This is a genomic window from Treponema sp. Marseille-Q3903, assembly GCF_014334335.1.
Taxonomy (GTDB): Bacteria; Spirochaetota; Spirochaetia; order Treponematales; family Treponemataceae; genus Treponema_D.
Map to the genome: position 1 here is coordinate 1,162,828 of NZ_JACSEU010000001.1, position 23,043 is coordinate 1,185,870.

General features: G+C 37.9%; 19 protein-coding genes. 12 read left to right on the plus strand and 7 right to left on the minus strand.

Translation table 11 applies throughout. From position 1 onward, the window contains the following. Positions 1-139 precede the first annotated feature (139 nt). The 11 genes from H9I37_RS05260 (at position 140) to H9I37_RS05310 (ending at position 11,521) form a co-directional block, all read left to right on the plus strand. Complete coding sequence (locus H9I37_RS05260) at positions 140-1,240, plus strand: hypothetical protein (protein ID WP_187381413.1); 1,101 nt, start codon at positions 140-142, stop codon at positions 1,238-1,240. After that, the gene (locus H9I37_RS05265; RefSeq protein ID WP_187381414.1) at positions 1,218-2,522 is read left to right on the plus strand and encodes an ABC transporter permease; all 1,305 of its coding nucleotides are present in this window, start codon (positions 1,218-1,220) and stop codon (positions 2,520-2,522) included. Before H9I37_RS05260 ends, H9I37_RS05265 begins: the two co-directional genes overlap by 23 nt. Continuing rightward, positions 2,515-3,234 (plus strand): ABC transporter ATP-binding protein, encoded by a 720-nt coding sequence (locus tag H9I37_RS05270; protein ID WP_187381415.1) that lies wholly within the window; start codon positions 2,515-2,517, stop codon positions 3,232-3,234. Before H9I37_RS05265 ends, H9I37_RS05270 begins: the two co-directional genes overlap by 8 nt. Then, a complete protein-coding gene (locus tag H9I37_RS05275; RefSeq protein WP_187381416.1) occupies positions 3,231-4,532 on the plus strand; it encodes an ABC transporter permease in 1,302 nt (433 codons plus the stop codon). The genes H9I37_RS05270 and H9I37_RS05275 overlap by 4 nt, the downstream gene beginning before the upstream one ends. Beyond that, complete coding sequence (locus H9I37_RS05280) at positions 4,532-4,825, plus strand: UvrB/UvrC motif-containing protein (RefSeq protein ID WP_187381417.1); 294 nt, start codon at positions 4,532-4,534, stop codon at positions 4,823-4,825. The genes H9I37_RS05275 and H9I37_RS05280 overlap by 1 nt, the downstream gene beginning before the upstream one ends. Further along, entirely contained in the window at positions 4,812-5,885 is a 1,074-nt protein-coding gene (locus H9I37_RS05285) for a hypothetical protein (RefSeq protein WP_222864180.1), read from the plus strand. The genes H9I37_RS05280 and H9I37_RS05285 overlap by 14 nt, the downstream gene beginning before the upstream one ends. Continuing rightward, positions 5,866-8,463, plus strand: a complete 2,598-nt coding sequence (locus H9I37_RS05290; RefSeq protein ID WP_187381419.1) for an ATP-dependent Clp protease ATP-binding subunit — start codon at positions 5,866-5,868, stop codon at positions 8,461-8,463. Before H9I37_RS05285 ends, H9I37_RS05290 begins: the two co-directional genes overlap by 20 nt. 240 nt (positions 8,464-8,703) lie before the next feature. After that, positions 8,704-9,657, plus strand: coding sequence for an ABC transporter substrate-binding protein (locus H9I37_RS05295; RefSeq protein ID WP_187381420.1), 954 nt, complete (start codon positions 8,704-8,706; stop codon positions 9,655-9,657). Then, a complete protein-coding gene (locus H9I37_RS05300; RefSeq protein WP_187381421.1) occupies positions 9,638-10,393 on the plus strand; it encodes an ABC transporter permease in 756 nt (251 codons plus the stop codon). Before H9I37_RS05295 ends, H9I37_RS05300 begins: the two co-directional genes overlap by 20 nt. Next, complete coding sequence (locus tag H9I37_RS05305; RefSeq protein ID WP_187381422.1) at positions 10,371-10,979, plus strand: ATP-binding cassette domain-containing protein; 609 nt, start codon at positions 10,371-10,373, stop codon at positions 10,977-10,979. The genes H9I37_RS05300 and H9I37_RS05305 overlap by 23 nt, the downstream gene beginning before the upstream one ends. 134 nt (positions 10,980-11,113) lie before the next feature. Further along, a complete protein-coding gene (locus H9I37_RS05310; RefSeq protein WP_187381423.1) occupies positions 11,114-11,521 on the plus strand; it encodes a DUF3276 family protein in 408 nt (135 codons plus the stop codon). An 11-nt stretch (positions 11,522-11,532) separates the two neighbouring features. Here the strand turns inward: H9I37_RS05310 and H9I37_RS05315 are convergent, their stop codons facing one another. From H9I37_RS05315 to tmk, 7 genes are all read right to left on the minus strand, one after another. Next, entirely contained in the window at positions 11,533-12,138 is a 606-nt protein-coding gene (locus tag H9I37_RS05315; RefSeq protein ID WP_187381424.1) for a ribonuclease HII, read from the minus strand. Next, positions 12,119-14,218, minus strand: a complete 2,100-nt coding sequence (locus tag H9I37_RS05320) for a hypothetical protein (RefSeq protein ID WP_187381425.1) — start codon at positions 14,216-14,218, stop codon at positions 12,119-12,121. The genes H9I37_RS05315 and H9I37_RS05320 overlap by 20 nt, the downstream gene beginning before the upstream one ends. Before the next feature lie 37 nt (positions 14,219-14,255). Then, positions 14,256-14,873, minus strand: coding sequence for a phosphoribosyltransferase (locus H9I37_RS05325; RefSeq protein ID WP_187381426.1), 618 nt, complete (start codon positions 14,871-14,873; stop codon positions 14,256-14,258). A gap of 111 nt (positions 14,874-14,984) precedes the next feature. Then, on the minus strand, positions 14,985-16,133 hold the full coding sequence (locus H9I37_RS05330) for a cysteine desulfurase family protein (protein WP_187381427.1): 1,149 nt from the start codon (positions 16,131-16,133) through the stop codon (positions 14,985-14,987). Between the two features lie 27 nt (positions 16,134-16,160). After that, positions 16,161-17,309 (minus strand): 3-dehydroquinate synthase, encoded by a 1,149-nt coding sequence (locus H9I37_RS05335; protein ID WP_187381428.1) that lies wholly within the window; start codon positions 17,307-17,309, stop codon positions 16,161-16,163. A 12-nt stretch (positions 17,310-17,321) separates the two neighbouring features. Next, a complete protein-coding gene (locus tag H9I37_RS05340) occupies positions 17,322-17,936 on the minus strand; it encodes a hypothetical protein (RefSeq protein ID WP_370586895.1) in 615 nt (204 codons plus the stop codon). Between the two features lie 7 nt (positions 17,937-17,943). Further along, on the minus strand, positions 17,944-18,549 hold the full coding sequence (tmk, locus tag H9I37_RS05345) for a dTMP kinase (protein WP_187381429.1): 606 nt from the start codon (positions 18,547-18,549) through the stop codon (positions 17,944-17,946). 75 nt (positions 18,550-18,624) lie between these two features. Between tmk and H9I37_RS05350 the strand changes: the two genes are divergently transcribed. Beyond that, on the plus strand, positions 18,625-23,037 hold the full coding sequence (locus H9I37_RS05350) for a translocation/assembly module TamB domain-containing protein (protein ID WP_187381430.1): 4,413 nt from the start codon (positions 18,625-18,627) through the stop codon (positions 23,035-23,037). Positions 23,038-23,043: the final 6 nt, after the last annotated feature.

The following is a 23,043-nucleotide window of genomic DNA, read 5'->3' on the forward strand; positions in this document are numbered from 1 at the left end:
TAAAAAAAAGCGATGCAGGCTGGTTTTTAAATTGAAAAAAAATGTCTTCTTTAAAAATATTTTTCTCAATGTGATTTTGTTCGTGGCAGCCGCATCGTGTTCAACTTTTGCAATCTCATCGTGTTCAGCGAAAAAAAAAATGAAAGACAAGATTCAGGCTGAGAAAAAACTTGAAAAAAATTATGATGAAGATTTTATTTTTAATCTGACATGCTGCGCTGTAAACGGATCTCATGCTGCTTCAGAAAAAGAAGGTTCTCAAAGCGACACATACTACATCCCTGAAAAATTAAAGATCTTGTTGAAGCGGAATTATTTTGAAAATGCCAACATCTTTATAAATGCAGAAAGGTTCAATAAAGAATATGTTGGACTTATTGAATCATCAGGATTTTATGACGGTGCAGATGACAATGCCGACTGGGTAGATTCACTTTTAGTCGGTGTTGAAGAGGAGCTGATTGCAGAGCACATTGTCCAGATGGAAGAAGAGCTTTCAAGTGAAAATGCAATTTTGGAGCATAACGAAGATAAAGTCAAAGAGATAAAAGGCAAATCGGACGATTTAAACTTTATAGAATTTAAAAACGAAATTTTTGAACCGATAAAAACTGAAAGCGGCTATCAGATAATCGCTTCTACAAGTTCTCTCGTCGCTCGAAAGTTTTACGACAGCGCATTTAAACTGACAAAAAAAGAGACGTGGGACATCAAGTCGTTTGTAGATGCAAAGCTTTTGGAAACTGAATACTTCAAGTACGACGACAATCAAAAACTTTTTGAAAAAAATGTTGAAAGTGAAAATAAATATAAATCTATAAAATACAATTTAGATGGAAAAGTTATCGACTCCGCAGAATACGATATTTTTGAAGAAAAAAAATATTTAGCTGCAAAAAAAAATTACGAGTATGATGATAAGAGCAGGGTTATTTCTGAGGAAAATATAATCTATAAATATGACGAAAAATACTCAATGCTGAAATACGAATTCAACAAAAAATATACTTTTTCATACAACAAGGGAGATATCCCGCCTGATTTTGAATATTTTGAAAACGGCGTTCTCAAGATGAAAAATAAATATTCACTTCAAAAAGGAAATTATACAAGCCTGACATTCTTTGAAAATTTTTCTGTTAAAGTCTATTATGAAAACGAAATCAGAGTGAAAGAAGTTTATTTTAAAAATGGAGAGATAGTTCGGGTAAAAAATTATGGCAACAAAAAATTTGATTGACAGCATAAGATGGATTTCTTTTGTCTCAAAACGATTTGCCCGCGTTGACCGCAAAGGGCGTTCGGCAGTGACATCATTTCTTGCAACTCTTGGAATCTGTTTTGGAGTGATGACTTTGATCGTCGTTATGAGTGTGATGAACGGATTCCAGATGAGTTTTATAGATTCAATACTTGAAGTCTCTTCTTATCACATCAGAGTTGCAGATTTACCTGAAGCCGAGTCTTCTAAATTGTATGAAGAATGCGGCAATGATAAGAAAATCCGCTCCGTTACATCATTTAAAGAAGCTCAAGCTCTGATGACAGGAGAAAAAGGCGGAGCAAACTCCGTAGTGATACGTGCCGTCGACGATTCTTCTTACGATGAAGATTTAGGCTTTAGAAAAGAAGTCCGCATGTTGAGCGGAAGCTTTAATTTTGACACAGAGAATTCGATTATTCTTGGAAGTACACTCGCAAATAACCTCGGCGTTAAACGCGGTGACAAAGTCAACCTTCTTGTTATGAGCGGCGGCAGCGATGTCGATTTATTTTCGGAAGACAGGCAGTTTACAGTTGTTGGTGTCTTCTCGTGCGGATATTCGGAAATCAACAGTTCTTATGCATTTGTCAGCATAGAAAGCGCTGAAAAGTATTTTGGAGAATCTTCAAAATATATCTACGGAATAAAAATAAAAAATTTCAACGATGACATGCATATAATAGCAAAATTAAAGACTATTTTTCCCGACGCTGCTATTCAATCGTGGAGAGCATACAACCGCACTTTTTTTGGCGCGCTCCGCATAGAAAAAAATATCTTGCTTTTGCTTGTCGCTCTTATTTTTGTCGTAGTTGCAATAAACATCTACAATGGAATGCGCCGTCTCGTGTTTGAAAGGCGCAGCGAGACAGTTATATTGTCTGCACTCGGAGCTTTTGACTCTGAAGTAAAAGCAGTCTTTGTGATGCGTGGATTTTTTATGGGAAGTTTTGGAGCTTTTTTTGGGGTTGTCCTCGGACTATTGATAAGTTACAACACAGATGTCGTTTTCCTTGCCGCAGCGAAAATCCTTTATCTTTTCCAGTATATTGGAACGATGCTGACAAATTCAGAAAATCTGCAATTTTTGCAGGAGAATTCTTCATACAGTGTATATGCGGCAATCCCTGCAAGAGTTTTTCCTCTGGAAGTTGTAGAGATTGCATTTTTCGGAATGTTCTCTCCGATATTCGCATCGTTTGCCGCTTCTAAAAATGTATTAAAATCGACAGTTTCGGAGGTTCTTCATTATGAATAATCAAGAAGTTTTACAGCCAAATTCAATTGTCTCTATCGTCTCTATAAAAAATCTCGAAAAAAAATATGTCACAGACAGCGAAGAACTCACTGTTTTGCACGACTTGAACCTTGAGGTGGAAAAAGGCTCTAAAGTTGTGATTGTAGGAGAGAGCGGTTGCGGTAAAAGCACATTGCTGAATATAATAGGCGGAATTGATAAATTGACAGGTGGAACTGTCGTCGCAACATCTGAAAATAAACAGCGTTGGGAAGTCAGCCTGCTTTCTGAAAAAGAGCTTTCTCAATACCGTTCAAAATTTACAGGATTTATCTTCCAATTTCATCATCTTCTTAAAGATTTTACAGCGCTCGAAAATGTATATATGCCAGCCCTTATCGCAGGCGTTTCAAAAAAAAGTGCGATTGAAAGTGCAGAACAGCTTTTGTCAGATGTCGGAGTTTTTGAGCGACGAAATCACCTTCCTTCACAGATGTCGGGAGGAGAGAGACAACGTGTTGCTGCTGCTCGGGCGCTCATAAACAATCCCGAACTTATTCTTGCAGATGAACCTACTGGAAACCTTGACCCTGCAAATGCTGAAAAAATAGGCGACCTTCTTTTTTCAGTGGTTGAAAAATATCGCAAAACTTTGATTCTCGTAACCCATGATTTAAACCTCGCTGCAAAAGGCGAAAAACAATACAGAATTGTAGATGGAAGATTGCAATGACAATAAAATCCTCTCTGATGTTTGCTAAAAGCTTAATATTCCCAAAAACAGAAAAAAAATCATCGGCAAGGCGCGGTCTCTTCGGTGCAACGCTCTGCATAGGGCTCAGCATTGTACCACTCATCTGCGTTGTCTCAATCACAAACGGAATGATAGATGGAATGACAGAAAGGATAATAGGGCTGTCTAGCGGGCACGTTCAGTCTTATATTTCAAATCGCTATGCAGGGGTGATTTCTGCTGCGAGTTTTGTTGAAACTTCAAAAGAGCTGTTAAAAATAGACGGCGTAAAAGTTGTTTTTCCCGAAGTCGATATCTCAGCAATCGCTACCGGGAAAAAATCTAGAATCGGAGTTCAGATTCGCGGCGTGCAGAGCGATATCTTTACTGGCAATAAATCTTTTGCAAAACTGTTCGAAGTTTGCGAAGGCACTCTCGAAGATTTTCGTGCAAATGAAAAATATGCGGTCATAGGCAAGAAGATGGCTGCTGACTTAGCTCTCAATTCAGGAGATAGTTTTCGGATAATCACAACACGAATTGTAAATGGAAAACTCGTCCCAAAACTCACCTCGTTAAAGATAGCCGCAGTCGTTTCATCAGGGTACCAGGAATTAGACCAATTTTGGGTTTTTGTCCCGCTGGAAACTGTATACAAAAATCTTTCACTTGAAAGCGCTTCCTACAACGTCATGATTCAATCAGATGATGCTTTTTCCCCTGATTTAGTGAGGCTCCAAAGAGATATAAAAAAATATTACGGAAAATATGCAAACGTCTACCGCTGGGATCAGATTCATTCATCGGAATTTGAAAATTTTTCTTCAACAAGAGTGATGCTCGTATTTGTCATGATGATGATTGTGCTTGTCGCAAGCGTCAACATATCATCTGCAATCGTAATGCTCGTGATGGAACGGCGAAAAGAAATCGCGATTTTAAAGAGCATCGGCGGAACTCCGAGGGGAATCACTTTTTCATTTTTATTGACAGGAACAGCGTGCGGCGCCGGCGGATTATTTTTTGGCGTGCCTGTCGGAATTTTGTTGACATTATTCTCAAATCAACTTGTAAAACTGCTCGAAAATATTATAAACTTTGTCACGAAAATAGCAAACGGATCTCATATCACTCTGATGGATCCCGCTTATTATCTGTCTGAAATTCCGGTTGAAATATCGGCATCGCAGATTCTCTTGATTGTGGTTGCAGTTCTCCTGCTTTCTATCATTGTTTCTTTTATACCGGCAAAAAATGCAGGAAAAGAAAAGCCGCTGGAGCTTTTGAGGAACGTTTAATGAAGTGTTGTCGTGGTTGTTGTTCAACGTATGAAGATATCAGAAAATCTCAAAATATAGGTTGTGCGGAATGTTATTACACATTTGCCGAAGAATTTCGCGAGTCGTTAAAAAAATACGGAGTCACAGAGCGGTACAAAGGTTCTTTGCCGAAGCGTCTCAAAGGGTATAATTCAACTCTTGTAGACAAAATGACACTTCAGATTAAACTTGAAGAAGCTTTACAAGCCGAAGAGTATGAAAAAGCGGCATTGTACAGAGATTATCTTAAGGTGTTGAATGATGGAAAATGAAATGTCATGGTTTGCGGAGAGCGGCCCTGATGATGATATCGTGATTTCGACACGTGCGAGAATTATAAGAAATCTTGCCGATTTTCCGTTCCCTTCAAAAATGTCAGATGATGACAGAGAACGTGTCCAAATATTAGTAAAAGACGCATTTCAAAAAGATGAAAAGTGGTATTTTTCGCCTTTTGAACAGTTTTCAGAGCAAGGGAAAGAAATCCTTTGCGATAAAAATATATTACGGAAAAAAGATTGTTCAGCAGTCATTGTAGATTATTCTGATGAAAGCACTTGTGCACTTGTAAACGAAACAGACCATATCAAAATTTCCTCATTTACGACGGGTCTTGATTGCGAAAAAGTTATGAAAAAAGTTTACAAAGTAGATGAATCTTTGCAGGACAAACTTCAGTTTGCCGCAAACATAGATTTTGGATATCTGACTTCTCATATTAAAGATTGCGGCTCCGGATTAAAATTTTCAATAAGAGTTTTCATTCCTTCAATAGTTCTGGCAGGCAAAATCGATACTATAATTTCTTTTGTGCAGTCAAACTCTTTGTCGATAATCCCGGTTTTTAAAGCAGGAGATATCGCGAATTTTTCAAACTGCATTTTCGATATCTGTACATTTAGTTCTGCGCAGGGGAACGAATTTGACCAAATGGCAAACATCCAGGCTGCCGGTGAATTAATTTTAAAAACAGAACGCAAGATTAGGCTGCAATTTGCCGATAATAATCAGACGATAGCCTTGAATTTTTTTAAGCAGAGTTATGCAAAAGCTGTGTATTCATTGCTCCTTTCTTATGAGGAAGCAGTCGATATAATTTCGGCAGTAAAATGGGGTCTTCAACTGAACATCATAAAAGGTATTTCAGAGAAAGAGTTAAATGCGCTTTATTTTAGAACTAAAAACGGTCATTTAAGATATCTCTGTGATAATTTTTCGTTTTCTTTTGAAGATGACGTCAAACAAAGCATAGATTTGCAGATAAAAAGATTGAGGACAATCATAATTCAACAAGCTTTCGAGGGAATTGTTAATGAAAAATCTGACTCCTAGAGCGAAAAGAGTTCTTTTTATCCTTGCACAAGATGAAGCAAGAAAAATCGGAAGCACACAGCTTTTACCGGAACACGTTCTTCTAGCAATTTTAAAATCAAAAGAAGGTGTCGCATGTGCCGCAATAGAAAGGCTTGGACTTAGTCTTGAAAAACTCCAAAAATCGCATGAAGATTTTTTTAAAGATGAAATCGCTTCCCCAAATTTAGACAATATTCCAAAAAGCAGGCGATATCAGTTTATGCTCGACATTGCCGATATCGAATCTGCTTCTCTTCACAACAATTACATCGGGACAGAGCATCTTATGCTCGCTTGCGTCCGTGATGAAAGCAGTGTCGCCGCAAAATTTTTTGCTGAGGCAGATTTCAACATCGTCGATATCAGATTTACAGTTATGGGAATCCAAAATGAAAATGTTTCGTCGATTAAGCAAAAAAACACCGAAGATATAATAAATTCTGTTTTTAAAAGCATATTGAACGATGATGCCGGCGGCGGGCTTTTTGGCGTATTCGATGAACAGAAAGCTTCAAAAAAAGAACAGCAAAAAGATAAATCTAACAATTCTCAAAAAAATAAGTCATTTTTAGATGAATACAGCCGTGACCTTACTCGAATGGCTTTTGAAAATAAATCAGATCCTGTAGTTGGGCGCGACAAAGAGATTCGCCGTGTGATTCAAATTCTTTCACGCCGCACAAAAAACAATCCTGTTTTGACAGGTGAACCGGGCGTAGGAAAAACTGCAATAGTCGAAGGGCTTGCTCATCACATAGCTTTAGGTGAAGTTCCAGAAGGGCTTCTCAAAAAACGCATTTTGTCGCTAGACCTTGCAGCTATTGTCGCCGGTACAAAATATCGCGGTGAATTTGAAGAGCGAATGAAGAAAATGATGAAGGAAATTCAAGAAAGTAAAAATATCATACTTTTTATCGATGAACTTCACACAATAATCGGTGCCGGTGGCCCTGAAGGCACTATGGATGCCTCGAACATAATGAAGCCTGCGCTTTCGCGAGGAGAGGTTCAGATTATCGGGGCGACAACTACAAAAGAATATACAAAGCACATAGAAAAAGATCAGGCGCTTGAAAGGCGTTTTCAGGTTGTAAAGATAGAAGAACCTGATGATAAAGAGGCCGAAAAAATCCTTGAAGGTATAAAGGGGAAATACGAATTGTATCATAAAGTCGTTTATGAAGAAGGAGTTGTCTCTTCAATTGTAAAACTCAGCCGTCGCTATATTCCAGAAAAAGTTTTGCCTGATAAAGCTATAGATATTTTAGACGAGGCAGGAGCTGCAAAAAAAATACAAGAAGAAGTTAGTCCAACAGAACTAAAAGAGCTCGAAACAAACATCAACCAACTCATAGAAGAAAAAAAATCACTTGTTCAAAATCAGGATTATGAAAGCGCCGCACTTGTTCGCGACAAAGTGATTGACCTAAAGCGGAGATTGAACAAGTACAGCGACATGTGGAAAGAAAACGGGAATGCAAAGAAAAAAGTTGTCAGCGTATGCGATGTTGAACGCATAATCAGTGAGATGACAGGAATCCCTCTTGAACAGCTGACTTCTTCCGAATCCGAGAGAGTCATCCACATGGAAAACGAGCTTCACAACACGGTGATAGGTCAGGACAACGCTGTCAGCGTCATCTCGGGAGCAATCCGCCGCGCACGCGCAGGTATTTCGTCTCCAAAACATCCTGTAGGTTCGTTTATATTTTTAGGTCCTACCGGCGTCGGTAAAACTCAGCTTGCAAAGGCACTCGCAAAATATCTGTTCGGCAGCGAAGATTCTTTAATCAGAATAGATATGTCAGATTACATGGAAAAACACACAGCGAGCCGACTTGTCGGTGCCCCTCCAGGATACGTCGGCTATGAAGAAGGCGGCGTTCTCACAGAAAAAGTTCGCCGTTATCCATATTCTGTTGTTTTGCTTGATGAAATTGAAAAGGCACATTCTGATATTTTTAATTTGCTGTTGCAGCTTCTTGAAGAAGGTGAACTCAGCGACAACCTTGGGCACACCGTAAATTTCAGAAATACAGTAATAATTATGACGAGCAACGCCGGTGCACGTCAGATTACAAACGAAGGACGAGTCGGTTTTGGCATTGCTGATGGCGTTATTCCGTACGAAGATATAAAGGCGGGAGCGATGAGCGAGCTGAAAAAATTGTTGAACCCTGAACTTTTGAACAGAATCGATGATGTGATTGTGTTCGACGCTCTTTCAAAAAAAGAAGTCTCAAAGATTCTAGAAATTCAACTTGAAGAGCTTGGCGAAAGACTCAAAGAAAAAGGTCTTAAAATCAAAATAAAACAAAAGGCAAAAGAATATCTTGTTGAAAACGGTTATAATCCTGCAATGGGAGCTCGCCCGATGAAACGACTTTTGCGCAAAGAGATAGAAGACCCTCTCTCAATTGAGTTGCTTGCAAATACAGGTAAAGATTTTGATACAGTTTTGATTGAATACACAGGAGAACGCATAAAAGTCAGGCTTGAAAAAAACGAAGAAAAAGTAAAAGTTTCGCTTCATCAAAGTGTGTTACAAAAAAAATAACTAGAAATGTCAGGAGATATGATAAAAAGTGTCGTCTGAAATATCGCCGATACTTTTTATCTCGAGTTTGCCTGGATGTTTGCAGAAGACGTGTATATGTGTCGTTTCGATAAAAATCAAATGAATACGATACGCTTTATTTTGCAAACTCGACTATTGAACGTGTGCGCTCTTGCGCACGGCTAAAAACTTTTTCAGAAATTGCTATTTCCTGCAAAAGTTTTTATGGGAGATATGAAAATGAAAAAAATTGCGACTTTGTTAATTATGTCAATTTTTGTGTTGTCTGTTTTTGCACAGAAGTCGGAGAAAAACCAATCTGTTAGGGTTGGATTACTGAACGGTCCGAGTTGTATCCCCGTTGTCTTTATGATGAAAGATGATGGAAATTCTCGCGTATATCGGCAGTTTGCAGACCCAAAAGCGCTTCTTCCGAGAATTATAAAAAATGAAATTGATATCGGTTTTATGCCGGTGAATGTCGCAGTGAAAGTTTATAATTCATCGAATAAGTCAATAATGTGCGCCGCAATAACAGGAAACGGCAATATTTCTTTAATTACAAAAGATAAAGAGCTCACTCGTTTTTTTGATTTGAAAGGCAAAAAAGTTTATGTTGCAGGACAAGGGGCAACTCCTGAATACATGTTCCGTTATCTTCTCTCGCAAAATGGAGTTGAAGATTGTGAACTTGATTTTTCTATTCCTACGGCACAGTTGGCGGCGCATCTGATAAGCGGAAAAATTGAATATGCAGTTGTCCCAGAACCTTTTGCGACAATCGCAGAATTAAAATCTAAAGATATAAAAAAAGCACTGAACTTCCAAAGCGAATATCAGGCGTTTTCAAAAGATGGTAGAAATTATCCTCTTACTGTTATGGTAGTCAGAAGCGAGTTTGCAAAAGAAAATCCTGATTTATTAAATTCGTTTTTAAAAGACTACCAAGAATCTCTTTCCAAAACATTAAAAAATCCAAGAATGGCAGGAGAGCTCGTTGAAAAGTATCAGCTTGGATTGACTGCAGCAGTTGTCGCAAAATCAGTTTCCGTTTCCGAATATACTTACATCCCTGCAAACAATGCAAAAGATAAAATTGAAGAGCTTTTGAAAATCTTTGCCGCTTTCACACCGGATTCTACAGGCATAAATCTTCCTGAAGATGATTTTTATTATGAGGGAAAAAATAATTAAAAAATTCTCAAGATATCTAATTTCTCTTATCGTCATAATGATTATCTGGCAAATCGCATCAGGCGTTATTGGTGCGCCGCTTATTTTGCCGAATCCTGCTCGAGTTTTTAAAACCATTGTCGATTCTGTTTTCAAACTTGAGTTTTGGAAAAACTTCTGCTTTACATCTTTCAGAGTTGTTGTCTCGTTTTTTATCTGTATGATTGCAGGCTTTTTTCTTGGGTTTTTGTGTTCATCTTCAAAAGCCTTAAAAGATTTGTTTGAGCTTCCGATATCTGTCATACGTTCAACTCCTGTCGTCGCTTTTATCTTGATTGCATTTTTTTGGTTTCGTTCCGACACAGTCCCAATCTTTGTATCTGTTTTGATGACTCTTCCTGTTATGGTCAGCGCCGTTCAACAAGGATTTTCGCAAAATGAAAAAAATGAAAAGCTGATTTTCATGGCTAAGTCGTACAACTTGAGTTTTAGGCAGACTTTCAGATATATAAAACTTCCGTGTGCGATGCCGTTTATCGCAAGTGGAGCCGAGAGCACGTTCGGTTTGTGCTGGAAAGTTGTTGCGGCAGGAGAAGTTTTGTGTACTCCAAAATACGGTGCCGGTACAATGATGGCACACTCTCAGATTGTTCTTCAAACAGACGAAGTTATAGCAGTTACTATTGTGCTTGTTGCGGTGAGTTTTGTGATTCAGCAGATTTTTAAGGTTATAAATGAAAGGTGTTTTAGAAAATAATTCCATTGTTGAAAATAATTTTGACGGCATTGAAATCTCATCTCTCAGCGTTGAATTTGATGGACGCTCTCTATTTTCTGATTTTAATTTAAGAGTAAAAAAAGGGGAGTGTATCGGTCTTTTTGCACCGACTGGGAGAGGAAAAACGACTCTGCTCAATAAAATCTCAGAAAAATATGCCGGTGCGGGCTCAAAAATCTCTTACGCATTCCAAGACAACCGTTTGATTTTGGAATTATCTGCGTACCAAAATGTAAAAATTCCGCTCGAAAATATTTATACGGAAGATAAAGCAGAAAAAATCGCAAATTATTTTATAAATCAGTTAGATTTGCAATCTGTCTCAAATACTAAATGCAAAAAACTAAGCGGCGGAGAGAAGCAGCGTGTGAATCTTGCAAGAGCTTTTGCGTATGACGGAGATATTTTTTTGCTCGATGAACCATTTTCCGCACAAGATGAAAAACACAGAGAAACAATTTTCGGATTGATAAAAAATCTTATTCCGTCAGGCAAATCTGTCATCATTGTAAGCCACAATAAAAACGATTTGGATTTATTGTGCGAAAGAATCGTAAAATTGTGATATGGCTTTTCAGTTGCAAAATCTTATGCTATATGCTAGATTATTCCAAATAATTGATAACATTTAGTTAAAACCAGGGAAGGTTCTTTCGTGTTTTTGGGCTATTCCTTGTGCAAATATCAAAGGAGCTTATTATGGGAGCGCGCGGCGAACTTTTCACAACACAGGTTTATCTTGACAATCGTTCATATTTTTTCAATGTAAAAGAAAACAGAACAGGAGACGTATTCCTTCAGATTGTAGAAAGCAAAAATCGGGACGGAGTTGAAGCTGACCGCCATCAGATTGCAATTTTTGCCGATGATATGCAGCAGTTTTTGCAGGGGATGGAAAAATCTCTCGACTTTGTAGAAAAAGACCGAAAAGAACGCGCAAAAAACAGGCGTGAAAAACGTGAAGCTAAAGATGCAAAATACGGTGCCGGCAAAAAAATGTACCGTGTAAAATCTTCTAAAGGAGAAAAATCCGAAAAAATTGACGACGGAATTAAACGCACAGGAAAAGTGATTCACATCGTTTCTAAAAAAGAAATCAGCGAGTAACGGCCAAAAAATCAATATTTAAATGAAAGCCTTTGAATCGGTGATGGACCAATTTTTCTACAAGCGGCTTTGTGGTCGGAAGTAGGGTATCCTTTGTGTTTTGCGTAACCGTATTCAGGATATTTTTTATCCATCTCTAACATTATGCGGTCACGGCAGACTTTTGCGAGTATACTTGCAGCCATCACAGGCTGATATTTTCCATCGGCTTTCGGTTCACATCTGCAAATTATCGGTACATCAGGGCACTTTGTCCCATCTGTAATTCCGTTTAATTCCAATTCTTCGCAATCTATATTATTTTTTTTGCACCATTGCGGAAACTTTTCCATCATGTTTTCAAACGCAATCTTCATTGCGAGCATGCTTGCCTGCAAAATATTGATTCTGTCAATTGTTGCGTGGTCTACAAGCCCTATTCCCCAGCACGCTTTTTCTTTGATAATCATTTCTGCTGTTTCGCGCTTTTTTTCGGAAAGTTTTTTTGAATCATTTAATATTTCAATCGGAAAGTCTCCCGGTAAAATCACAGCTCCAGCAATCACAGGACCTGCCAAAGGCCCTCGGCCGGCTTCATCAAAACCTACTGTAATGATTTTAGAATCCTGATTGCTCATTGTCCTTTTCCGTAAGCTTTGTATTTTTGTTTTTGTAGACAGGCGTTATCATCGTCACAGAATCTTTTATGTTTGACTTATATTTATTTTGAACAAAAGATGCTTTTACATCGAACAATTCTGCAATTCGCCCTGATTTTCCAGAAACAGTAAAAGTGTTGCCCGTCGAAGCGACTGTGCCGCCATTTGCAGAAATCACTACATTTGTGCTTGCATTTGTACTCAAAGAACTGTTTTTTATGTTCAACCGTGATTTTACAGAAGATATAAACGATGCGTACGAAATTGCATTTGCGGAGCCGATAGTACCCGAGATGTTTATTATCGAGTTATATGAATCGATGATTGTGCCGTTTTTCGTAAAATTCGCACTGATGATGCAATCTTTTATTGTAAGTACCGAATTTTCAAGTTTTATAAGAGGTTTTTCATTTTTCATTTCAGCGCTTGATTTTTTTTGAATTTGACAGTTATTCAATTCCAGCGTCGCTGTGCTTACTTCAAGAGAGCCACCTTGCTCAAAAACAAACCTTGCATCACCATCGTTTATAATCTCAAAATTTGCTGAGACTTTATAATTTTTGTTTACATGCATGTTGCCTTTTGTGTGAAGTTTTACAACTCTTTTAGACGAGAGTGCATTTTCAAATTTTTCAAAAGAGTTAAAAGGACGTTCCAAAGTTCCGTCTCCATCATCGTCGGCTTTCTCATCAAAATAATAGTTTGACTGATCGATTATCACGCTGTATTCAACGACCTCGCTCTGATTTTTACCGTTTTTTGAATATGCAGCGAGCTTGTAATAGACAGGATTTATAGAATTCTGCTTCCAGTTGATTGAAAAAGAATCTTTTTTTGCTTTTTTGAATTCGCCGATTTCGATATTTTTCAACAACTGTGTTTGAGAATTGTAAGTGGTCGTTATGTCTTCAATTTTGTAAGGTTCGCTAAGTGCAATGTAAAGTTCATTTCCCTGTTCCGCTTTGACTTTGACTGTGACGTCGTCTCGTGAATAAAAACTGTCAGCATTCGATTTTATATCAGGCGTCGAAGGCGGTCGTTTGTTGATGTCGTATTGTACGAGATAATTTCCTTGATAAACTGAATCGGAAAATATTCCTATACTGAACTTGCCTGAAACTCTGTCACCGTAAAAAACATCGACTCCTGCTTCTGTAAAAAATTCCGTATATTCTTCTTTTTCTTGATTCAATATGCTCATCGCATAAGACGAATCGCCTGCAATTGTATAAATAACGCTGTCATCTTCGTGTTTTGTCTCAATGATTTCGGGCTTTGGTGGAAGTACAAAAAAATCTATCGGATTTGAAGCGTCGTAATCTATGCTTTGCCATGAAATCATGTGGCTGACTGTTCTGTCAATTTTTCTCGGTTCAGAAGGAAGCCCCCAATATTCCGAATCAATTTTGAAAATATAGCTGTTGTCGATAAAATCAATTGTTTCCCAATCTGTTATTTTGAAAGGAACATCGCGGTGGCTGAATATGCCTGCATTTTGTGGAAGTGTGCGGATTATAAACCTGTACTTTAAATTTTTCTCTTTATCAAAAATGGTGCACGGAATGTAGCGCGAGAGAATGCATGAAGAACTTAATGAAAGTGTTCTTCCTTTTATAAAAGAATCCGGCGGGAGCCCAAAACTGTAAAAAAGATTCTCGGGAATTTTGAGTTTTGCTCCGGCACTGTAATTTAATATTCCGCTATCATAAAAAGTTTTTACAAGGTCACTGTAATTTGTTTTAGAAGCATCATCTTCGTAAACTGAATATGTGACAGATGCTGTTTCTTTTGTTTTGTTTGAGCGGATATGAGTTACGTTTAACTTTACAACGCCGTTTACGTCGAGCATAACAGGACCATCATATGCAAATCCGAACGCCTCAGGGTCTGAACCGTCCACAGAATAAAAAAAATCACCGTCGCCTTTATTTTCAATCACCAACATCTGTTTATTTGCCCAGATGCCTTCAACAGGGCTGATCATTTCAATCTGTGCAAAAATTGAATTTGCCGAAAGAAAAAAAACGACTAATAATACAAAAAGTGATTTTTTATTCATACTGATTTCCGTTTGTTATGCTGTGACCTCTGAAAAATTACAATTCAAAGAACGGTCCTAAAACTACTTTTAATTCAGGATCGTGTGAATAATAATTTTTTTCCAATTCTTCTTTTGTCAGCCCTACAAGCTCGTGGCTCATATAGTGAATCCAGTTGTTTTGTTCCGGACTTTCAATTATGAGTTTTCGGCAGAAATAGTCAGGATGGATAGGAAGCTGCTCAGTTAAATATCTGTAATATTTATAATCGTGAACAACAACTTTGATGTCTTCTCGTGGCATGCCGCGTGTGTTCATAAGAGTTTCAACAAGGCAGTTGATTGTGCGTCCTGAGTCAAAAATGTCGTCAATCAACAAAACTTTGTCTCCCGGTCTAAGGTTTTCAGGAGGATATGTCCATCCGTCTATGTAAACTTTTGTGTGCTGTGCAACATCTGAATATGAACGGGCAACAACTCCCGCGTAAAGAACAGGATGAAAGTGTTCTTTTTTTGCAACAATTTTAAAGTATTCGCTGATTACATTTGCCATATACGCACCGCCGCGTAAAGAACAATATATTACATCCGGAATAAATCCATCTTTATATATTTTATGTGCAAGTTTTAATGCATTATTGCGCACTACGTCGTAGGGAAGAAATTCTTTGTTCATGTTTTACCTCAAATTAATGTGGTTTTTATTATACCTCAAAAAATGAGAAATTGTCACGTCATTGTGCTCAGCCGAAATGCTCAAGCAGACGAATTTTTATGCGCTATATTCTCATCTGTTAAACTGTTTTGTGACAGACAAAATTGCGTCATACAATTCGTCTATTGCCTGCGGAGTTGTGTGCTGCCCAAAACTGAAACGCACCGCTGTCTCACGAATTTCAGATGGGACATGCATTGCTTCTAGGACAGGTCTCGAGTTTTTTTTAGAAGAGCAGGCACTTCCTGTCGAAATGTAAAAACCGATTGCGTCAAGCGAACGAAGCATAACGTTGCCCGGAATATGTGCAAACGCTGCCTGAACTATAAACGGAGAAAATAAATCTTTTTTTTCAATGCGAGATGGCGGCACTATTGTGCATCCGGGGAGCTTTGAAAGTTGTTCAATAAATTCATCTGTTTTTGCTTTTTGTGCCGAATTGTCTTTGTTGAAATACCGCAAAAGACATTTTGAAAATGCAACAGCTCCGAGAACATTTTCAGTGCCGCTTCTGATACCTTTTTCTTGTCCGCCGCCGCGCAAAAAAGGTTCAATTGAGTCTTTCATATAGAGAATGCCTATTCCGCGAGGACCACAGATTTTGTGTGAACTAAGCGCTGCGCTGTCAATTCCTTTGTAATTTAAGTCTATGCTGATTTTTCCGACAGCTTGAACACAGTCAACGTGAAATTTCGGACGGCGTTTACCTTCGCATGCTTTAGTTATGGCATCTGCAATTTCATATATCGGCTGAATAGAACCTGTTTCATTGTTTACTGCCATGACAGCAACAATCATTGTGTCGTTTGTGAGAAGTGATGTAACTGCTTCGGGCTCAATAATTCCGTCAGTATTTGAAGGAATTTCAACGACATTCCAGCCGCAGTGTTTCATCGCCTCTGCTTGAGCTTTTACCGCCGGGTGTTCGATTGAACTTATTAAAACAGTGCCTTTTAGCGGTTTTGACATGACAGCGAGAAGTGGAATCTGGTTGCTTTCTGTTCCGCCCGAAGTAAAGTAGATTGTATCTGGTTTTACTCCGAGCGCTTTTGCTGCTGTCGAACGCGCTTCTTCTAGAATTGTTTTTGCTTTTTTCCCGACTGTATTTGAGCCTGAAGGATTTCCCCAGTTTTCGAGAGAGATTTTAACTGCTTCGTTTAATATGTCTTCATCGGCAGGGCTTGTTGCTGCCCAGTCAAAATAGTGCTTTTTATAATCCATGAATGTCTCTGTAACAGTAAAGTAAATCTATTTTAAAACAGAAAGAATATCTTGATCATCTGTCTCTTCAATCACAGTGTCACAAACTCCTTTTTGTATTATAAGTCTGACCTTGTTCGTGATGTTTTTCTTGTCGTTGTGCATGACGAAAATAAGGCGCTCTCCGGCTCTTTCTCCTATTACAATTTTTGGGATTGCGCCGGTTGCCCAGCCGTATTTTTTAAGGATTTCAAAAACTTCGTCGCGAAACGCCTCTGCACAGTAATTTTTTTTATATGCCAGTTCTACAGAGCGCCCGATTCCCCAAGCAACAGCGTAGCCGTGAGTTATGCTGCCAAGTCCTGCAACTGTTTCGAGCGCATGACCGAAAGTATGACCGAGGTTCAGTGTTGCACGAATTCCTTTTTCAGTAAAATCCTGCTCTACGATTTTACATTTTTCGGCGACGCATCTTTTTATCATAAACTCAAGAATATATTTGTCTCGCCTGTTGATTTTATCTGCATTGTCTTTAAATAAATTGTAAAGCTCTTTGTCAAAAAGGAGCGCTGTTTTAAATGCTTCTGCAAGCCCTGAGTTGTACTGGTTTTCAGGAAGATAATCGACAAATTCTGGGAAAATGAAAATTTTTGATGCAGGAAAAAACGTCCCGATTATGTTTTTGTAATTGTCAAAGTCGCAGCCGGTTTTACCGCCGATAGACGCATCTACCATCGCAAGCAGTGTCGTTGGAATAAGCTGAACAGATGCACCTCGTTTAAAAATTGATGCAGCAAATGATGTTATGTCGCATACAACACCACCACCGATTCCGACAAAAACATCATTGCGCGTGAAACCTGCGTTTACGGCAGCAGTCACAATTTTTAATACGCTTTCAATTGTCTTGTAATGCTCTCCTGATTCGAGAATTATAAGCCGGTCGTCACCATAAGCGCCGTCGTTGAATTTAGAAATAAAATTGCTCATGCAGTCGAGTTTTGAAACCGTAACATCTGTGACAAAAAATCTGCGCGGAGTGTTGCCGATGTAAGCTTTATCATCCGGCTTATCTGAATTGTTATCATGTTCAAAAATTGAATTTAAGTTTGGAACACCCGAAATAAATGAAATTTCTGATTTTTTTGTGCCCGGACTAATCGAAGGATAAGAAATAAACAACTTTTCTTCTGCCATAATGATGACATCTTAGTATTTTTTATCCATTTCGTTAAGTTGTTTTATATTTTTTTCGAGGCGAGAAATTTCGCGGTTTAACATTTTTTCGTAATCCAATTCACCTGTGACAATCCTTTCACGTTCGTCTTCCCAGTTTTGTTTATCCGTTATATATAAAAAATTAAAAGAGGAAGCATTAGCTTTTTCACACCAGACTTTTGCTTCTTTCCAATAATAAAGACCGGCTTTGTAATAAGTTAAAGCCGTTTCCATATTGCGAAGATATTCATCTTTCCAAGGAGCATCGTAAAAATAGATACATTTTTTATCGAACGTGCGGCCGGCTCTTAAATGCTGTTCAATCAACTTGAGATTTATGTGCATTTGAAAAAGATATCTGTATTTTTCCCATTCTTTTTCCGTCGTTATTTTGATATCGACAAACAGAGGATTGCAAAAATCGGCTTGAACTGCTTTTTCAAGCCAATAAATATTTTCTATACAGTCATCAGGATACTGTTGGTAATGAACGTGATAGAGTTTGTACCAGTCTTCTTTGTATTTGACCACGTAGGCGTAAACCGGAGACGAAACGGAGAAAACTATAAATGCGACGAAAAGTAATGAGATGATACGCTTTTTCACATTTTGATTATCGGAAATATTTTTTTATCGTATTAGAGATATTTTCAATGCTGTCAGTCGCATCTATACGCACAATTTTAATTCCTGTCTCCTGAGATTTTTTTTCATATTCTTTTATCACTATTTCGTATTGTGCCGCAATTTTTTTCTGTAGCTCGAGCTTTTCGTAAATCTCTTTTTTTTCATTTCGAGCATTTACCCTTGCAAGCGAAATTTCAGGGTCTATTTCAAAATAAAATAAAATTTCAGGAAGTGGGAAAGGAGAGTTTAAAAGACGCGGCAATTCTTCTCCGCAGGAGATAGACTGATATGCAAGGCTTGAAAAAAAATATCTGTCGCTTATGACGATTTTTCCAGAATCTATAAGCTCTTTTACTCCTCCTCTTCCAAATATGTGTTCACATCTATCCGCCGCAAAAAGGTATGCGCTTGTCTTTTCATCAACTTTAAAATCTCCCGAAAGCATTTGACGTAAAAACTTGCCAGTCGCACCTGCAGTCGGTTCCGAAGTAGCGACAAAATTAATAGGATCTATGGCTGTCAATTTCTTTATCTGGGTTGAAGTTCCAGCGCCGTCTATTCCTTCAAAGACAATAAAATTTTTAAGTATCATGGAGCTGATTATAAACTGTTAAACTAAAATGTACTATATGAGGCTTAATTTTTTTGATATAATATACAGACTAAAATGGGCTCTTTATACAAAAAAGGACATGTCCTAAGCTACATTGTAATTTTTCTTACGTTCGTTTCTCTGCTGATTTCGGTGCCGATAAAAAAAGCATTCGTTTCAGCTATCGATAAAAAAATCAACAAATTTAGAGAGTCATTTTATGAAAAAACCGGAATTCTTTTTTCTTACGAATCTGTTTCCCCATCAATTCTTTCAAACTTTTATATCAAAAAAATAAAGATAGTTGACAGTTCAAAAAGTGAATTACTTTCTGTAGACAAAACTCGTGTAAATTTCAAATTGTTCAAACTCATAAAAGGAGATTTTCAAGACGGGATTTCTAGTGTCGTCGTTGATGGTATAGATGCCGACTTAAGCAAAGTCATAAACTTTATTAAAAAAATTGAAAAAAACAGTTCATCAGGTTCTTTTGAAATGAAAAAAATCAGACAAAAAGTGCCGGAAAACATTAAACTCAAGAATATAAAACTTTCATATTCCGAACAGCTTTACGACTGTGTTCTATCTGTAAAAAATATATCTGTAAATAACAAAATTGCTTCTCGAATCACAAAAGTTGATGTTGAATCATCAGTGCAGCTCACCTTAAAAAATTATAAAAAAACAATTTTGGGAAAGCTCGATTTAAACGGAGATATAATGGAGGAGTTGGATAATTCTCAAGTCAATGTAAAACTCCGAAATTTTAGCGACGGCGAATATAAAATTCCAAAGCTCAATCTCCATGCGTCTTATTCCGACCGTTCAGTAGAGATACATTCAATTCAGGCTGTAAATCCTATTTCTGTAGGTATTTCGTATAATTTTGACACTACAGATGCAAATGTTCAGCTCAGGACTGAAAAGCTGAATCCGGTCTCTATGATTTCTGTCTTTTCAAAACAAAAAGAAATCGCAAAGTTCAAAGATGTCCGTCTAGATACGAACACGATTTTAACGAGTAACTTGACAGACAAGACTGTGAATTTTCGTTCTAATACAGGCATTTTTCTTCCTCCTGCTGTTTTTCCTGATGGAGCAAACGTTTCGTTCTCTGCTTATGGAGATGAAAAATCATTTGAACTCGAAAAACTTTCTGTGAAGGGCAAGCGGTGCAACGCTTCTGCAAAGCTTTCATTGATATATAAAGCTCTTCAGCTTTCTGGTTTGATTGAAATTTCTGATTTTGTCCTAGATAACGGAAAATCCATTTCTACAGAGATATATTTTGACCCTAAAGACTCCGGGTTTATAGCATTTTCGCCACAGCTTTTTATCGGTTCGAGAGCGCTTACTGCAATTCAATTGTCTGTAGTTCCGCAATCAGATTCGTACGATTTTGCCCTTGAAGCGTATGATTATTCAAAGTCAAAAGAGAGCGGCGGCTCTGAACCGGGAGTTGTGAAGATTGACGGCAGTTACTTGCTTAGCTCAAATTATTTTCAGACAAGCGCTTCTCTGAACAGTATTTATTTAGACAGCGTCGCAGACATCGCCGCACAGTTTTTTAATGAAAACTTGAGTTCGAAAATTGAAAGTTTCCGTTCAACGCTCTCTCCATATATGCTGTCAGGCGACATGTATCTCATGACAAATTTGAAGACGTATTCTTACAACGTCCCGTACGTGCTTCTCGCAAACACTCAAAAAGACAATCAAGTATTTATGTTTTCTATAAATGGAAGTGACCAGAGCGTTCAGCTAAATCAGCTTTCCGTAGTCTATGGGAAATACGCATTAAACGCATCTGCTTCCCTTGATTTTAATCCGGAAACTCATGACGCATTCTTTTTGGCAGATTTAAATGCAGGTTCAATTCCATATCATTTTTCAGGGACTTTTATGCCTGAAGTTGTCACGATAACAGGCGACTATGGCACAGATGTGGAAGTTCGTCTGGCACAAAAAAAAGATAAGGATGTGATAAACGGTCACGTCTCATTCGAAAATCTGCCTTTAAAAATCCTGGAAAATTCTTTGGTGCTTTCAACGCGCTCAAACTTCAGCTATGACAATGAAAACGGTCCTCAGATTCAGCTTCAGCAGTTTCAAGTTGAAGGGACTGGAAGCAATGTTTCTGTAAATCCTAAAGCAGTTTTGACCGGTAACATAACAAAGTACGGCGCTCAGTTAAATTCAATTTCGTATACTGATTTGTATTCCACACTCGAAGGCAATGCAGATTTTATAATCAATTTCAATCAGGATGTTTTTGATTCTGTCGGCGTTGTGCTAAAACTCAATAATCCAATAAAAGAAGAAAGCATAGCTGTTGACGGAAGTTTGTCTAATCCAGATGGGGTAGGCTTAAATGCCGAAACTCTGATGAAAAATATCTATATGAACTTTCAGGTTCTGTTGAAGAATTTCAGTTTGAACAGATTTGCAAATCAACAGAACGACAATAATTTGCTGACTGCCTCTTTGTATGCGTCGGGAACAGTTGAACATCCGTATGCTGCCCTCTCTGTCGATAACGCATCTGTGATCATCGCATCAGATAAATTGACAGGAAACGGAAATATTGTCCTTGAAGATCGAGATATTTCAATCGATGATGTTGATATTGATTTTGGCAACCTCAAGCTTGACAATATTAAAGCAAATTGTTCTATATCGGAAATGACGCTAGAGGCCTCTTGTGATGCAAGTTACAATGTCTATCAAGATAAGATAATTTCGGCTCCTGTAAAACTTTCAGCAAACAACGCTGTAAAATCTGAAGGGAAGCTTTTGCCTGATTCAATTTCTATAAATCTTTCGGCAAAAGAAGTCGGCGGAAACTTCATCCGTAAAAAATTCCCGATTTCCGTTTCGGCAATCTATAATGACAAGATATTCGACATCAATTCGTCGGAGAACATAGGGCTTTCGGGGCAGTATACGGCAGATGGTATTTTGCAATTAAACCTCGACAATCGCGATTTTATGACTGCAAAGCTTGACGGTTTTGTCACATCCGAGACATGCAATCTTGAACTCTACGATGTAAACTGCGATGTTCAAAAAGTATTTGCTTATACAGATTTTGCAAAATATTTTGAAATAGACAGAGGTATTCTTACAGGAAATATCGTCGTGACCGGCACAATCGATAACCCAGAATTAAATGGAGCTGCAAAGATTTCAAACCCGCTGTTGAGGCTTCCGATGTTTACAAAACAAAAACTAACAGCTAACGATATCTTTGCCACAATGGAAAATGGAGAACTTTCAATTCCAGATGCGACACTTTCAATAAAATCTAACCAGCGGCTTCACACCGATTGGACAATTGTGATGAATAAATGGTCGCTCGACCACATCGAAGGAAATATCAAAACTCCCGAAAAAGACAAATTTCCGATTTTCTATGACAATGACGGCTTGACTTTTGAAGGAGATGTCTCCGCAGATTTAAACATTTACTATGAAGACCCTGTTTTTAAAATTGCAGGTAGAGTTGTGGGCGAAGATGTTGAGCTTACAAAACAACTTATCAATTTCAACAATACACTTGCTTCCAGCTCAAAAACTGATGTGTCAGAATTGAATTACGAGAGTTCTTCCGCTCCTTCTGTTTTAATTTCATGCAATTTGCAAGTTTTTCTTGGAACTCATGCTTCTGTTCGTTTTGATCCGCTTTTACGCTGTGTCTTTGTGCCAAATACGCAGCTCAGGGTTGTCATAGATGAAGAAAATTCAACGTATGCGATCGATGGAGCTTTGAATCTAAAATCAGGTGATATTTCATATTTGAATAGAAGTTTCTACATAAAGTCAGGTGCAATCAAGTTCAACAAAGATGATGTTACAAATCCTCTTGTAACTCTAAATGCCGAAACTCGTGAGCGTGACGATAAGAGCCAGAACGTAAAAATTATCTTGAGCGTTGAAAATCAATATTTGCTTGACCTTAAGCCGTCTTTTTCATCTGAGCCACCAAAATCTGAGAGAGAAATTCAAAGCATGCTCGGTCAAATTGTGATCGCAGACTCAGCAAATGCGACAAATTTTCTTTTTGCTGCTTCCGATTATGCTATTCAATCTACAGTTATGCGTGAATTTGAAAACGGATTGCGAAACATGCTTAATTTTGATATATTCTCAATACGAACTAACATTCTTCAAAATACTTACAACATGAGTGTTTCCGGAAAATTTTCTGAAGATGACTTCAAAATAAGTAACTTTTTGGATAACACGACTGTTTATATGGGTAAATACCTGGGAAGTTCTTTGTATGTCGATGCGATGATCCATTTTTCATTCGAAGACAGCAACTTTTCTAAGATATTGTTCCAGCCTGAATTTGGTATGGAATTGGAGTCGCCTAATTTGTTTATGCCGAATGTCCGCGTAAATGTGGCTCCTGATTTGAATGCTTTGTTAAAAAATCAATTCGTTCCTTCCACGACAGTTTCTCTTTCATGGAAATACACTTATTGATAGGAG

Bases quoted from the DNA above. Each gene is read 5' to 3' on its own strand.
- H9I37_RS05260 (WP_187381413.1), top strand. From the start codon at position 140: ATGAAAGACAAGATTCAGGCTGAGAAAAAACTTGAAAAAAATTATGAT.
- H9I37_RS05265 (WP_187381414.1), top strand. From the start codon at position 1,218: ATGGCAACAAAAAATTTGATTGACAGCATAAGATGGATTTCTTTTGTC.
- H9I37_RS05270 (WP_187381415.1), top strand. From the start codon at position 2,515: ATGAATAATCAAGAAGTTTTACAGCCAAATTCAATTGTCTCTATCGTC.
- H9I37_RS05275 (WP_187381416.1), top strand. From the start codon at position 3,231: ATGACAATAAAATCCTCTCTGATGTTTGCTAAAAGCTTAATATTCCCA.
- H9I37_RS05280 (WP_187381417.1), top strand. From the start codon at position 4,532: ATGAAGTGTTGTCGTGGTTGTTGTTCAACGTATGAAGATATCAGAAAA.
- H9I37_RS05285 (WP_222864180.1), top strand. From the start codon at position 4,812: ATGATGGAAAATGAAATGTCATGGTTTGCGGAGAGCGGCCCTGATGAT.
- H9I37_RS05290 (WP_187381419.1), top strand. From the start codon at position 5,866: ATGAAAAATCTGACTCCTAGAGCGAAAAGAGTTCTTTTTATCCTTGCA.
- H9I37_RS05295 (WP_187381420.1), top strand. From the start codon at position 8,704: ATGAAAAAAATTGCGACTTTGTTAATTATGTCAATTTTTGTGTTGTCT.
- H9I37_RS05300 (WP_187381421.1), top strand. From the start codon at position 9,638: ATGAGGGAAAAAATAATTAAAAAATTCTCAAGATATCTAATTTCTCTT.
- H9I37_RS05305 (WP_187381422.1), top strand. From the start codon at position 10,371: ATGAAAGGTGTTTTAGAAAATAATTCCATTGTTGAAAATAATTTTGAC.
- H9I37_RS05310 (WP_187381423.1), top strand. From the start codon at position 11,114: ATGGGAGCGCGCGGCGAACTTTTCACAACACAGGTTTATCTTGACAAT.
- H9I37_RS05315 (WP_187381424.1), bottom strand. From the start codon at position 12,138: ATGAGCAATCAGGATTCTAAAATCATTACAGTAGGTTTTGATGAAGCC.
- H9I37_RS05320 (WP_187381425.1), bottom strand. From the start codon at position 14,218: ATGAATAAAAAATCACTTTTTGTATTATTAGTCGTTTTTTTTCTTTCG.
- H9I37_RS05325 (WP_187381426.1), bottom strand. From the start codon at position 14,873: ATGAACAAAGAATTTCTTCCCTACGACGTAGTGCGCAATAATGCATTA.
- H9I37_RS05330 (WP_187381427.1), bottom strand. From the start codon at position 16,133: ATGGATTATAAAAAGCACTATTTTGACTGGGCAGCAACAAGCCCTGCC.
- H9I37_RS05335 (WP_187381428.1), bottom strand. From the start codon at position 17,309: ATGGCAGAAGAAAAGTTGTTTATTTCTTATCCTTCGATTAGTCCGGGC.
- tmk (WP_187381429.1), bottom strand. From the start codon at position 18,549: ATGATACTTAAAAATTTTATTGTCTTTGAAGGAATAGACGGCGCTGGA.
- H9I37_RS05350 (WP_187381430.1), top strand. From the start codon at position 18,625: ATGGGCTCTTTATACAAAAAAGGACATGTCCTAAGCTACATTGTAATT.